The following is a 12,808-nucleotide window of genomic DNA, read 5'->3' as shown; positions in this document are numbered from 1 at the left end:
CGCACGCAAGGCCCAACAAAAAGTTACGCGAGGCCGCACAAGCGCTCGTAACGATGTAACGTGTAGTCCTTCAAAGGAGAAACACATGGGATTTTTCAGCAAGATTCTGGACAAACTCGGTTTTGATGCAGGCGCGGACAAGGTCGAGGAAATGCTTCGCACGCCGATTCCGCCGAAGGCACCCGACACCACTTCGATGGGTGCGGGTCTCGCACCTGGAGCCGCTGCCGCAAAGCCGATCTCGCAGGTGGACGTGGTCGCGCAGCTCAATCAAAAGGCCGCCGCCAATTCGCAGAAGCTCAATTGGCAGACATCCATCGTGGACCTGATGAAGCTGCTGGACATCGACAGCAGCCTCGAAAGCCGCAAGGAACTGGCCAAGGAACTGGGCGCACCCGCCGACCTGATGAATGACTCGGCCAAGATGAACATGTGGCTGCACAAGCAGGTGATGGCCCGTCTCGCTGCCAACGGCGGCAACGTTCCTGCGAACCTGCTCGATTGACGACACCCCGCCGCTTCGCAGATTTGCGCGGCGGCGTGCGGCTTGCCGTTGACGGCGTCAAGGGCGTGACACGCATTGTTGAAGGCGTGCACGGCAGCGTGGTGCGCCTCGCGCCGCCTCTTGGCAGTCATGAACAACGTCCGCTGCGCGGCATCAGCGGGCTGGTCTATCGATCCATCCACGGCACGGCCGGGCTGGTCGGCAAGGCGCTGGACGTGGCACTGGCCGGCGTTGAGCAACTCCTGGCAAAGCCCGATGCAGGCATATCAGACGGCGGCCAAAGCGATGCCGTCCAGCGCGACGCGATCGTGAGCGCACTCAACGGCGTGGTCGGCGACCACCTCGCGCGTACCGCAAATCCCCTGGCCATCGACATGCAGTTGCGGCGTTGCAGCGCCCCTGGTCCCCGGCCCCTGTTGCTGGTGCATGGCCTTTGCATGAACGAACAGCAATGGACCCGGGGCGGACACGATCATGGGCAGGCACTGGCTGCATCGCTGGGCTACAGCCCCATGTACCTGCGCTACAACACCGGCCTTCACATCCAAGACAACGGCGCTGCGCTTGCAACGCTGCTTGAAACGACGCTTGCGAACTGGCCTGTGCCGGTGGAGCGTTTCACCCTCATCGGCCACAGCATGGGCGGGCTGGTTCTGCGCAACGCGGTGCATCACGCGCTGGCTGCCGGCATGGCGTGGCCCCGCCATCTCGATCACATTGTTTCGCTCGGCACGCCCTATCACGGTGCGGCCCTGGAGCGGGGCGGCAACTGGCTGCATCGCGGGCTGGGGGTGAGCCCGTACCTCGCGCCATTCACGCGCCTGTCGGGGCTGCGCAGTGCGGGCATCACCGATCTGCGACACGGGGAGGTGTCGCCATTGCCGCCGCACATCGCGTGCTTCGCGGTCGCAGGTGCGCTGGGCCAGTCGGCAAAAGGCGATTGGCGCGGCGATGGCCTCGTCGCCGTCGATAGCGCACTGGGCCACAGCACCAAGCCATCGAAACGGCTGGGAATTGCAGCTTCGCGCACCTTCGTTGCCAACGGCGTTGGACATCTCGACTTGCTGGCGAGCGAGGCGGTGTACGCCAGGCTTCGCAAGTGGCTCACCTGACGCTCAACAGATGACACGCGGCGTTCAATCCATGCAACTCGAGTACCTGCTGTTCGACTTCAGCGATGAAGAGTCGGGCAACGGCAGCTTCGACGCGATGGCCTCGGTAGCCTCGGTGTCGGCCCATCACGTGGCAGCCATGAATGCCGAAGTGCAGGCGGTGCTGGCCTGGAGTGCGGCTGCATTCGGTGTGGCCGCAGCGCTGGACGACGGCGGTGAATGGGACTACGAGCTGAACCAATCCGAAGATGGATTGCTCACAACACTCACGCTCACATTGAGCGGAACGCCTGCGTTCTGCAAAGCCTTCAGCGCTGCGTTCCCGAACTCGTAACTGCCAGAATTCGTAACTGCTAGAGCTTGTAGGTGCTGCGGCTCTCAGCCGACACGAGATCCAGGTATTCGGGGTGCTTGCGGATATAGCCCGCCATGAACTCGCACGCGGGAATCACCTGCAGGCCGCGCGAGCGCGCATCCGCCAGGACGAATTTGGCGAGCTTCGATGCCACGCCCTTGCCCTCGAATTTGGGCAGCACTTCGGTGTGGGGAAGCAGCAGCGCGCCGGCCTGCGATTCGTAGTCGGCGAAGGCGGCCAGCTCGCCGTCCATCATGGCTTCATACCGGTGGGCTGAGGGATTGTCGGAAACGGTAACTTCATTCATCGAAAGATTATGCGGGGGACGGCGGCATCGCGGGGGCCGCGCCAAGCTCGCGCGCTGTCAGCCAAAGCCGCAAATCGAATTCGAGCTGGTGATAGTCGCGCTCCATGTGCTGGCAAAGCGAGTAGAAGGCCTTGTCGTGGTCGCGCTCCTTGAGGTGCGCGAGTTCATGCACGACGATCATGCGAAGAAAATCGGCGGGCGCTTCCTTGAACAAGGTCGCAATGCGAATTTCGCGCTTGGCCTTCAGGCGCGCGCCCTGCACCCGCGAGACGGCGCTGTGCGTGCCCAGTGCGTTCTTCAGCACATGGAGCGTGGGGTCGTACGCCACCTTCGCGATCGGCGGCGCGCTTCGCATGTAGCTCGACTTGAGCTCATGCACGTAGTCGTACAGGGCGCGCTCGGTGCGCACCTCGTGCATCTCAGGATGGCGCCGCGCCACTGTCTCGGCCAGCCGGCCCGCATCAATCAGTCCGCGCACCTGGGCGAGCAACTCCGGTGAGTAGCCCTGCAGATACGGCAGGCGAACGGGAGCGTTCACGCGAGGTCACCCGGCGTGGCCGAATACGCGAGGGTGTAGAGGGCTTGCACTGGCCCGGGCTTTGCGCCCTGGGTTGCCTCTGCCTGCGCGCCAAGCTCCGTTTGCGCCAGTTGCTCCAGCACGGCGATGTCATAGCCGACCATCACCAGCACCCAGTCGGCCGCCTGGTCCGACAAGCCGCGGATCACCTGCTCGGTCGTCTGTGCAATGGCAGGCGTCTCGTTGCGCAGCAGATGCCCGCCGACAACGCCGGGCCGCATCACCAGGCTATCGATGAGCGAGCGCAGCGCCGCGCGCAGTGCGTCTTCCTGCCCGGGCTGCGGTGATAGCCGCAGGGTCAGCGCATGCCTTGCCACGCCACCGCCCCGGCTCTCCAGCACACGGCACTGGCTGCGCACCATGCTGCGGTGATGCGGCATCATCCGCGTCGACCAGGCACTGGGCGAATTGAGCCGCGCAAGGTACTGCGCGGACGACAACGTGTCCCACGATTGCAGTTCGTACATCACGAACACGCCGTCGCCACCGGTTGCGCTGGCCCATCGCGTGCCCCGCATGAAGCCGGCAATGCCCATGCGCTCCGGAAAGTGCTCATGGGCGTGCCAGTCTTCGAACTCCGACCTTGCCGCCGGCGCCATGTCCCACCACATCGCGAGCGCCGCCTGTCCGAGCAATGACATGTTGACTCCATGAATTAAAAAGGAGACCTTTGGTTGTGGTTCGCACGCACAACATGAAGCCCAAAGACTTATACGATTCGCTGACTCAAAACGAGCCAATCAAGGAGCTTCAATGACAAACAAATGGATTTTCACCGCTGCAGCGTTTGCGCTGGCAGCCGGCCCGGTGTTCGCGCAGGCCTACCCCAACAAGGTGATCAAGCTGCAGGTGCCGTTCGCACCGGGTGGCACCACCGACATCATCGCCCGAGTCATCGCCGATCCGCTGGGCAAGGCCCTGGGCCAGCCGGTGATCGTCGAGAACAAGGCCGGCGGTGGCGGCGTGATCGGCGCGGCAGAGACCGCGCGCGCAACCCCCGACGGCTATTCGCTGGGCATGGCCACCGTCTCCACGACGGCGGCCAATCCGGCCATCAATCCCCGCGTGCCCTACAACCCGCTGACCGACTTCACGCCCATCATCAACATCGCTGCCACGCCCAACGTGATCGCGGTTCATCCGAGCTTTCCGGCCAAGGATTACAAGGCCTTCGTCGCCGAGCTCAAGCGTGCGCCGGGCCGCTACTCGTATGCGTCGTCGGGTTCCGGCGGCATCGGCCACCTGCAGATGGAGCTCTACAAGAGCATCTCCAGCACCTTCGTCACGCACATTCCGTATCGCGGCGCAGGCCCTGCGCTCAATGACACCGTCGCCGGCCAGGTGCCGATCATCTTTGACAACCTGCCTTCCACGCTGCCCTTCATCAAGGACAAGCGCCTGGTCCCCATCGTGGTGTCGGCCCCGCAGCGCCTGGCTGCGCTGCCCAATGTGCCGACCTTCAAGGAAGTCGGACTGGAGCCGGTGAACCGCATGGCGTTCTATGGCATCTACGGTCCCAAGGGCATGCCGGCAGACGTCGTTCAGAAGATCCACGCCGCCGTGATCAAGGCACTGCAGGACCCTGCAGTGCGCAAGCGCATCGAAGACACCGGCTCCATCATCGTTGCCAACTCGCCGCAGCAGTTCGGTGAGCAGATCAAGGGGGAATACGCTGTGTACAAGCGGGTGGTGGATACGGCCAAACTCAAGCTCGACTGATCGCGTCGCAGCTCCAGGACACAAGCGCCCGCATGCAAAGTGCGGGCGTTTTTTTTATTGACCCGCCGCCTCGGCCTCTCGCGGATTGACGCCCTTCAAACTGTCGAGCATTGCATTCATGGAGTCGCGTGACGCATGGACCGACAAGGCGAGCGAGACAACCGTTGCGCTGATCGCCAGCGACGGCTCGGCGCACTTGGCCAGGTCCAGCCGGACGCAATGCGCGCCGCGATTCGTGCCTGGAAAAAGGCCCTGATAACCCAGGAGCGCAGCCGCGCCTCTCGCGTTGTTGGCCAGCATTTCCAGATAGACATGATGCGCCGTCTCAGCCGGAACTTCTCCCAGGTCCATGACGACGACCAGACCCTGTGGATCGGACTGGACGTTGTAGTGAAGCAGGAACCCCACGTCCCGGAATGCAAAGCGCGCACCCGCCAGCACATCGTCGGCCGCAAGCTGATGACGCTGCGCGAAGTCGACAACGGCTCGCTGCCAGAGGACTTCTGGTGGCACCCCTTGCTGCGATGGATGTGATTGAACCGATTGAACCGATTGGGGTGATTGCGCAGGGTGCATGGCAGTGTCCTTGTCTGGTGATCACACCATTGAATCGCGCGGGTGTGGCGGGGCCCAAGCGACCTTCGTCTCTCACAGGGGAAAACCCTCGCCCACTGCCTTACGTCCGTATGGTGCGCGTGCAAGGCCACGAGGGTCGAATGACGGCTTATCGACCAGGAGTAATAGATGGACGCTCAATTCGACTCACACGGCAAGCCCGTGCCACCGCTCTTCCAGAAAGCCGTGACGGACTTCGCCCGGCAAACCGGGCTGGACGCCGAGCCCCTTTTCAAGGGCACTGCCCTGGAGCACGAAGGAGCGCACTTCTGGCTGCGGCACTTCGGAGATGCCGACGCCACCGGCCTGACGATCCAGATGGACATCGGCGAGGCGCCACCCGATGCGCAGTCCCTGGTCGCGATGACCTATCCCTTGCTGCAATCTCACCTGAGCATGCCGCCTGGCATCTTTGGCTACTACGGCTATCTGCCCGAACTGAACCGGCTTGTGCATTGCACGCGGATATCACTCGATGAAGTCGACGACGGCGCCGCAGCCATCGTGCAGGCAGTTCAAGTGCGCGCCTTGCAGCTGGCCGGTGCACGGTCCGAAGCCGCGAAGCACACAACGACCCGGGCGCTCGCATCATGATTCCAGCACCAAACCTCAACTTCGCCGCTGCACTGGCACCTGTCGTCATCCATGTCGACAGGACGACGCCTCCGCCCCCAACCCGCGGATTCAAGCTCCTGAACTCGACGGTCCAGTGGCTGCAGAACGCCAGCCGATCGGCCGTGAGCTGGGGTGGAAGACCAGCCGTCTATTTCGGAACCTACGAATTCGTGATGTCCGCCGGTCGGGAGTTGCAGCTCCACGCCGGAATCGATCCGTCGGAGCCGGCTGCGATGCTGAGCCTCCAGGAGATCGCGCATGCCCTGGCCGCATTCTCCCAAGCCCAGTATGTCGGCACCACAGCGGCGCTGGTCGATGCCGCCTGGAACGCACCCAAGATTGCCCTGAATGCAGTGACCCGAATGGCATTCGACGTGAATGCATTTGGCGGTGCTCCCAAGAACGCCAGCTATCTGGCTGACCAGGCCCGGTTCGTCCCCCCCGGCTTTGGCCTTTGCAGTGCGGGCAAGGTGGCGGCCGGACAGTTCTTTGCCCCAGAGACACCGAGTTGGGAAGGCATCTATGGAGCGGATCCATCGGCCAATGCACTGCTGACCCTGGAGTACGCGGGTGCGGTGCAAGGCGCGCCATTTGTGGCCGCATTATTTCGCCCGGAAAACCTGAACATACCGGCGGTACCGGGCAATGGTCCGATCGCCGTGCTGGAGCAGATGTGGACCTGCAAACACGCCGCCGCCGTGACCGAGACCAGCCGGATGGCGAAGTTCTTCCCCATGGGTCTGGTCCAGGGCAACATGAACTTCACCCTGCAACATCTGGCCGACGACGGGTCGGACATCGCCCGGATGGTCTTTCGGGTCGGCATCGCCGCGGCAGGAACGGCAGGGGTCCACACCACCCGGGTCGGCATGTACATGGATGAGAAAAAGAAGGCGGATCAGCTGAGGGCCGATGGCGTGCCTCCCGCTGGCGTAGTGATGGGGCCGAACGATTCCTACCTGCACCCTGAAGGACAGGTCCTGCGGTCTTTCCAGGTGTTTTGCTATGCCCTCTGCCTTCTGGGCAGCCTGACGGCCATCGGCATGGTTCAGGTAGACCCATCGGAAGCCGAATCACAGGTAGGCGATGAGCTGGCGATGAAGCTCGCCATCGCTTTCATGATTGCAGCGGCAGGAGAGGCTTCGCGCTTTGTCGTTGTCAAGGTACTGGACGGCCTGGAGCTCGCCCCAGAAGGGGGCAAGGCCGCCGAAGAAATTGGCGACATGTCCGTGGCGGCCGCAGCCATAGGAGCGACTTTTGCAGCAGGCCCGCTGGCCGGGCTGGCTGCGGCAGCGATGAAGCCGCTTGCGCAACTGATACATGCTGGCTACGACCGGATGATGACGTGCCGGACTGCTGCACCGGCAGGCCCGGCGCCTGGACCGGGCGGCCCGGCAGCCGTCCCCATGGTGGTGGTGCCACCGGTGGTTGCTGGAGCTGGTGCGGAAGGCGAGAACTCGATCATTCCAGGACCGCCGCCAGATTCTGATCCGGAATATTCAAGCATGGGCCCAGCGCCGTCCCGCGAGCCTTCGACCGAGCGCAAACACGACTCACCACGAAACAGCGCGCTCGGCCCAGAGCACCCCGGCATATCTATCGATGCGTCAGAGGAGCCGGCAGACGAATCTCACGCGTCGCCTCGCGCGCCGTCTCGTTCTCCGTCTCGTTCTCCGACTCTCCGCAGCATGTTCCGGGAGGTCCTGAGCCGGATCTCGCCGAGCAACAGCATGTCCTATACCCTTTTCGACCGGGATCGCAACGCCGACAGCGACAGCGGCGACGAAAACGACAACAACGTCGATCGTGGACTCCCAGCGCCGCGCCGCGGGAATACGCCGTTTCGACGCCTCGCACAGGAGTCGGGGAGCCCGCTGGCGATGTCGGTCGCGACGGCCTGGCATCCTCTGGAAGCGCCAGTGGTTCCACCAGAGACACTGGAATCACTGCCTTCGCCCGACTCAGGAAGCCGACTGCTGGCAGATGTCCCGCTGATGTCACCCGTCGTCAAAAAGACGCTGACCACATGACATGACACCGCGACCCCTGATCGCAGGCGGCCTTCAGGGACGTGGCTCGCCTCCCCGGCGGGGTTGTGAAATGATCGGCGCATGTCCCAAACGCCAGCCACCGATTTTTCCACCCTTCCCCTGGCGCCCGCCACGCTAGAGAACCTGACCCGACTGGGTTATCACGAGATGACGGCCATCCAGGCGGCGAGCTTGCCGCCTGCCTTGCTGGGCAAGGACCTCATCGCCCAGGCCAAGACCGGCAGCGGCAAGACTGCCGCCTTCGCGCTGGCACTGCTGGCCAACCTGAATGCCCGCCGCTTCGCCGTGCAGTCGCTGGTGTTGTGCCCGACACGCGAGCTGGCCGATCAGGTCACCACCGAGATCCGCCGCCTCGCGCGCGCTGAAGACAACGTGAAGGTCGTCACCCTGTCGGGCGGCGTGCCTTTGCGCGGACAGACAGCGAGCCTCGAACACGGCTCGCACATCGTGGTCGGCACGCCAGGCCGCGTGCTGGATCACCTGGATCGCGGCAACCTGCAACTCGATGCGCTGAACACGCTGGTGCTCGATGAAGCGGACCGCATGCTGGACATGGGCTTCGTCGACGAGATCGCCAAGGTCGCGAGCAAATGCCCGCCCGAGCGGCAGACGCTGCTGTTTTCTGCGACGTATCCGGAGGGCATCGCCAAGCTGGCTGCGAGGTTCATGCGCAACCCGGTGACGGTCAAGGTCGAGGCGCAGCATGGCGGTGAGCAGATCGAGCAGCGCTGGTATGAGGTCACCGAATCGGCGCGGCTGCCTTCTGTTGCACTGCTGCTGGATCACTTCCGGCCGGTGAGCACGCTGGCCTTTTGCAACACGCGCAATCGATGCCGTGATCTGGTGGAGCTGCTGCAGGCCCAGGGCTACAGCGCGCTCGCCTTGCACGGCGACCTGGAGCAGCGTGATCGCGACCAGGTGCTGGTTCGCTTTGCCAACGGCAGCTGTTCGGTTCTTGTCGCAACCGATGTCGCGTCTCGCGGGCTCGATGTTGCGGGTCTCGCAGCGGTCATCAATGTCGACGTGACGCCCGACCCCGAAGTGCATATCCACCGCATCGGACGCACGGCACGCGCGGGCGAAACCGGGCTCGCGCTCAGCCTCGCCAGCATGGATGAGATGGGCGCCGTCGGGCGCATCGACCAGTTGCAGGGCAAGGCCTCGGTGTGGCATCCGCTGGCCGAACTCAAGCCCTCTGGCGGCGAGCGCCTGCTGCCTGCGATGTCCACCATCCACATCCAGGCGGGCCGCAAGGAAAAAGTCAGGCCGGGCGATGTGCTGGGTGCGCTCACGGCTGACCTGGGCTACACCCGCGAGCAGATCGGCAAGATCGACATCAACGAATTCGCAACCTATGTGGCGGTGGAGCGCAGCATCGGCAAGGACGCCGTGGCGCGGCTGAACGCGGGCCGCATCAAGGGCCGCAGCTTCAAGGCGCGACTGCTGTAACCCCCCCCCGTTAACCCCCACTCCCGCAGCGCGCGGGTGCCTACAATGGCTTTGCCCGAAGCGCCTCACGCGCCCGTGCAAGCCGCATGCAGTTTCCACCCGATATCGCGCCCGAACTTGCTCCCTACATCGGCAAGCTCATCAGTTTCCGCCGTGACCTGCACACCCATCCTGAACTGAAGTTCGAGGAGTCGCGCACGTCCAACCAGATCGCCGCATGGCTGCAGGCCCTGGGCCTGCAGCTGGACCGGGGCATGGGCGGCACCGGCATCGTCGCGACCTTGCGCGGTACAGGTCCTGACGCCGACGACCCGGCTCGCGCGATTGCCTTGCGGGCCGACATGGACGCCCTGCCGGTGCAGGAAGCCAACGCGTTTGATTACGTCAGCGCCAACCCGGGCCGCATGCACGCTTGCGGTCACGACGGCCACACCGCGATGCTGATCGGCGGCGCGACCTTGCTCGCGAAGAAGCCCGACTTCAACGGCACGGTTCACTTCATCTTCCAGCCCGGCGAAGAAGGCGGCGCCGGTGCCAAGGTGATGATGGACGACGGGCTGTTCGACAAATTCCCGGTGCAGGCCGCATTCGCGCTGCACAACTGGCCGGCGCTGCCTGCCGGGCACATGGGCGTGCGCATCGGGCCGATCATGGCTTCGGCGATCCGATTTGAGATCCGCATTCGAGGCAAGGGCGGCCATGCGGCGCAGCCCCACACGACGATCGATCCGATTCCCGTGGCCTGCAGCATCGTCGGTGAATTGCAAAAGCTGGTGTCACGCGGCGTCGATCCGCTCGACAGCGCCGTGCTCACCATCGGCAAGATCGAATCGGGCACGGTCGAGAACATCATCCCGAACGAAGCCTTCATCTACGGCACCTGCCGCACGCTCGGCCAGCAGACGCTGGACCAGCTGATTGCCGGCATCGAACGCATCAGCAGCCATGTCGCGCAGGCGCACCTGGCCAGTGCTGAAGTCGTCATCAAGCCCGGCTACCCGACCACCGTGAACACAGCGCATGAAGCGCAGTTCATGGCACGCGTGATGGGCCAGATGGTCGGCGCGGACAACGCGCATGACGATGTGCTGCCCGCCATGACATCGGAAGACTTCGGCTTCATGCTGGAGAAAGTGCCGGGCGCCTATGGCTTCATCGGCAATGCAGCAGGCGGCAAGCCCGGCATCAACCTGCACAACGCAGCCTACGATTTCAACGACGACATCCTGGGCCTGGGCGCGAGCTTCTGGGACCGGATGGTGCGCGAGTGGTTCGCGCAGCCTCGCTAGAGTCCTGTCGCGGTTCAGGGCGAGCGGTGCAGCCGGGGCGCAGACAGTGCGGCCAGGCTTTCATCGATCGCCACATCCACATCTTTCCAGCGGCCCGTGAGTTTTGCGGTGACCAGCGCCTTTTGCAGCGCGCTGAGTTCACGCACGCTGGGCGCCACCTTGATCTGCGCGATCGCAGCGGATGTGTTGCCGGCGCGCAGCACAGCCATGACTTTGCCGGGCCAGGGTGAGGGGATTGCCAAGGTGATGACTCCGTTGTGTGTTGCTGAGGCGGCCTACGCAAGCATTGTCCGCCCGAAAGTAGGACAAGACCGCTGGACTTGCGTGCATTTGGATGACACCGCATGCCGCTCATGCCCCACGCCAGGCTCGGCGGTGCGCGGTTACGTTCTCATCAGTGGCGCGAAGCTGCCACCCCATTCATCAATCCAGGAGTTTCAGCCATGAAGAATCTTTCCCTCGCACTCATCGCAGCCGCCACCCTTGCAGCCGGCGGTTTCGCCGTCGCCCAGTCGAACCCACCGACGTCCACTCCTGGCGCGGGCTGCACGGCCACTGCCAATGCCATGAAGGGCGGCAACCTGGGCGGCACTGCCACCAACAAGGATTGCGTCTCGTCGCCTGCCACGACCGCTGTTGTACCGGCACCTGCACCGATGGTGTCGACGACGCCGGCTCCCGCACCAATGGTGGCAAACACGCCCGCACCGGCACCCATGGTTGCCCAGGCGCCCGCCCGCCCGGCACCGATGCGTGTCGCTCGCGCCGACCGCAACTAAAGCGCACTCGCGTCTCACAAAAAAAGGAGCCTCGGCTCCTTTTTTTGCGTCTGCAGGTTTGCCGATCACTGCGCTGGCGGCAAGCCTGCGACAAACGCCGGGACATTGCCGGCGCGCAGGTAACTCAAGGCGCACGCGAGGCCGGCGTCATTGGCCTTCAGGCCGGTCGCTGCACAGCGAACCACGTCAACATGCGCCTTCGCACCGGGCACACCTGTCGGCTTGCCATCCAGGATTTCGATATCGGGTTCGACCCCTTTGGAGTCCACCGTCTGCCCCGACGGCCCCTGGTAGATCGCGGTGGTCAGCTTGAGCGCGCCCTTGTGCTCGCCCAGCATGAAGGTCGTCTGCACCGTTCCCTTGCCGGTGCTGCGCTGGCCCATGACCACTGCGCGGCCGTGCTGCTGCAATGCATCGGCGACCAGCTCCGATGCCGACGCCGAACGCGCATCGACGAGCACCACCATCGGCAGGCCCGCCAGCAGCTCACTGGCATCGGCCTGCCATGCGCGCCCCTTTGGCGTGGAACTGCTGCGCAGCGACACGATCTCGCCCTGGGTCAGGAACGCATCGGCCACCTTCACCGCCTCGCGCAGCAAGCCGCCCGGGTTGCCGCGCAAGTCCAGCACCACCGAGCGCGGGCTGTGCTGCGCCGTGGCCTCGGTGACCGCCCGGTCGAGCGCCGCTGCGGCAGCGCCGCTGAAAGACGCCAGGCGCAACACCAGCGCGTCGCCCTCCATGGTCCAGCGCATGAGCTGGCGACGAATGATCTCGCGGGTGACTGACACCGTCATCTCGCCGGCTGCGCCTGCCCGCTGGATCGTCAGGACCACGGGGGACCCCGGCTGGCCGCGCATGCGGGCAATGGCTTCGGGCAGCGGCACCCCGGCGAGCGGCTGGTCGTCGATGCGGGTGATGAGGTCGCCGGCCAGCACACCCGCGCGTTCAGCAGGACTGCCGGGCATGGGCGCAACGACTTTCACGACGCCCTCGCTGGCCTGCACTTCCATGCCCAGCCCCCCGAAGCTGCCGGTGGAGTCGCCGCGTTCATTGGGAACGGCGCGCGCATCGATGTAGCGCGAATGCGGATCGAGCTTTCGCAGCGACTCGCGGATCGCCTTTTTGAACAGATCGGCGGGATCGCCTGCGGCAGGCGGCAGCGGGTCCAGGACCTGCGTCGCGGCGGCCGCCAGCACCGCAATTTCCGCGCCGCGCGCGTAGTGACGCTTGACCCGCTGCAGCACGTTGGCAAACAGGTCACGATGCAGATCGGCCTGCTCACCCGGTTTGACTGCCCGCTCATAAGCGCGTTGGACCGAGGCAATGGCTTGCTCGTCCGACACCTGGGCAGTGTCAGCAAACGACAAACCACCGCAGGCCAACAGGCTGGCAGCGGCCAGGGCACGAAGGGTCGGAAAGACTTGACGCATCGCAG

The 12,808-nt window shown here is 64.5% G+C and carries 15 protein-coding genes; 9 read left to right on the top strand and 6 right to left on the bottom strand.

The genetic code is table 11. The features are described from left to right. Positions 1 to 85 precede the first annotated feature (85 nt). The 3 genes from AQ12_RS08430 to AQ12_RS08420 are packed head-to-tail and all read left to right on the top strand — an operon-like array spanning position 86 to position 1,951. Positions 86 to 505, top strand: coding sequence for a DUF3597 domain-containing protein (locus tag AQ12_RS08430; RefSeq protein WP_048439450.1), 420 nt, complete (start codon positions 86 to 88; stop codon positions 503 to 505). Next, positions 502 to 1,617: a hypothetical protein gene (locus AQ12_RS08425; RefSeq protein WP_048439449.1), complete on the top strand. Its 1,116-nt coding sequence runs from the start codon at positions 502 to 504 to the stop codon at positions 1,615 to 1,617. The genes AQ12_RS08430 and AQ12_RS08425 overlap by 4 nt, the downstream gene beginning before the upstream one ends. Before the next feature lie 31 nt (positions 1,618 to 1,648). Then, positions 1,649 to 1,951, top strand: coding sequence for a hypothetical protein (locus AQ12_RS08420; RefSeq protein WP_048439448.1), 303 nt, complete (start codon positions 1,649 to 1,651; stop codon positions 1,949 to 1,951). Between the two features lie 19 nt (positions 1,952 to 1,970). On the opposite strand, the gene AQ12_RS08415 is transcribed toward AQ12_RS08420, so the two are convergent. From AQ12_RS08415 to AQ12_RS08405, 3 genes are read right to left on the bottom strand one after another with little or no spacing between them, the layout of a single operon-like run. Next, entirely contained in the window at positions 1,971 to 2,279 is a 309-nt protein-coding gene (locus AQ12_RS08415; RefSeq protein ID WP_048439447.1) for a GNAT family N-acetyltransferase, read from the bottom strand. A 7-nt stretch (positions 2,280 to 2,286) separates the two neighbouring features. Next, positions 2,287 to 2,817: a YgjP-like metallopeptidase domain-containing protein gene (locus tag AQ12_RS08410; RefSeq protein ID WP_369799001.1), complete on the bottom strand. Its 531-nt coding sequence runs from the start codon at positions 2,815 to 2,817 to the stop codon at positions 2,287 to 2,289. Continuing rightward, entirely contained in the window at positions 2,814 to 3,497 is a 684-nt protein-coding gene (locus tag AQ12_RS08405) for a hypothetical protein (RefSeq protein ID WP_048439446.1), read from the bottom strand. The genes AQ12_RS08410 and AQ12_RS08405 overlap by 4 nt, the downstream gene beginning before the upstream one ends. Positions 3,498 to 3,609: 112 nt before the next feature. On the opposite strand from AQ12_RS08405, the gene AQ12_RS08400 reads away from it, so the two are divergent. Next, complete coding sequence (locus tag AQ12_RS08400; RefSeq protein WP_048439445.1) at positions 3,610 to 4,575, top strand: tripartite tricarboxylate transporter substrate binding protein BugE; 966 nt, start codon at positions 3,610 to 3,612, stop codon at positions 4,573 to 4,575. Between the two features lie 54 nt (positions 4,576 to 4,629). On the opposite strand, the gene AQ12_RS22720 is transcribed toward AQ12_RS08400, so the two are convergent. After that, positions 4,630 to 5,151: a hypothetical protein gene (locus AQ12_RS22720; RefSeq protein ID WP_152682727.1), complete on the bottom strand. Its 522-nt coding sequence runs from the start codon at positions 5,149 to 5,151 to the stop codon at positions 4,630 to 4,632. A gap of 168 nt (positions 5,152 to 5,319) precedes the next feature. On the opposite strand from AQ12_RS22720, the gene AQ12_RS08385 reads away from it, so the two are divergent. The 4 genes from AQ12_RS08385 to AQ12_RS08370 all read left to right on the top strand — a co-directional run bounded on the left by AQ12_RS08385 (position 5,320) and on the right by AQ12_RS08370 (position 10,594). Then, positions 5,320 to 5,784 (top strand): hypothetical protein, encoded by a 465-nt coding sequence (locus AQ12_RS08385; protein WP_048439442.1) that lies wholly within the window; start codon positions 5,320 to 5,322, stop codon positions 5,782 to 5,784. Beyond that, on the top strand, positions 5,781 to 7,835 hold the full coding sequence (locus AQ12_RS08380) for a hypothetical protein (protein WP_048439441.1): 2,055 nt from the start codon (positions 5,781 to 5,783) through the stop codon (positions 7,833 to 7,835). The genes AQ12_RS08385 and AQ12_RS08380 overlap by 4 nt, the downstream gene beginning before the upstream one ends. A gap of 81 nt (positions 7,836 to 7,916) precedes the next feature. After that, the gene (gene dbpA, locus AQ12_RS08375; RefSeq protein ID WP_048439440.1) at positions 7,917 to 9,305 is read left to right on the top strand and encodes an ATP-dependent RNA helicase DbpA; all 1,389 of its coding nucleotides are present in this window, start codon (positions 7,917 to 7,919) and stop codon (positions 9,303 to 9,305) included. A gap of 86 nt (positions 9,306 to 9,391) precedes the next feature. Continuing rightward, positions 9,392 to 10,594 (top strand): M20 aminoacylase family protein, encoded by a 1,203-nt coding sequence (locus AQ12_RS08370; RefSeq protein WP_048439439.1) that lies wholly within the window; start codon positions 9,392 to 9,394, stop codon positions 10,592 to 10,594. A gap of 14 nt (positions 10,595 to 10,608) precedes the next feature. Here the strand turns inward: AQ12_RS08370 and AQ12_RS08365 are convergent, their stop codons facing one another. Continuing rightward, complete coding sequence (locus AQ12_RS08365) at positions 10,609 to 10,836, bottom strand: hypothetical protein (protein WP_048439438.1); 228 nt, start codon at positions 10,834 to 10,836, stop codon at positions 10,609 to 10,611. A gap of 201 nt (positions 10,837 to 11,037) precedes the next feature. Between AQ12_RS08365 and AQ12_RS23125 the strand changes: the two genes are divergently transcribed. Beyond that, complete coding sequence (locus AQ12_RS23125; RefSeq protein WP_048439437.1) at positions 11,038 to 11,373, top strand: hypothetical protein; 336 nt, start codon at positions 11,038 to 11,040, stop codon at positions 11,371 to 11,373. A gap of 65 nt (positions 11,374 to 11,438) precedes the next feature. Here the strand turns inward: AQ12_RS23125 and AQ12_RS08355 are convergent, their stop codons facing one another. Further along, the gene (locus tag AQ12_RS08355; RefSeq protein WP_053076626.1) at positions 11,439 to 12,803 is read right to left on the bottom strand and encodes a S41 family peptidase; all 1,365 of its coding nucleotides are present in this window, start codon (positions 12,801 to 12,803) and stop codon (positions 11,439 to 11,441) included. Between the last annotated feature and the right edge of the window lie 5 nt (positions 12,804 to 12,808).

The sequence above is a fragment of the Caenimonas sp. SL110 genome (assembly GCF_001044395.1).
Taxonomy (GTDB): Bacteria; Pseudomonadota; Gammaproteobacteria; order Burkholderiales; family Burkholderiaceae_C; genus Ramlibacter.
The sequence above is the reverse complement of the archived record's forward strand: the minus strand, read 5'-3'. Positions and strand labels throughout refer to the sequence as shown.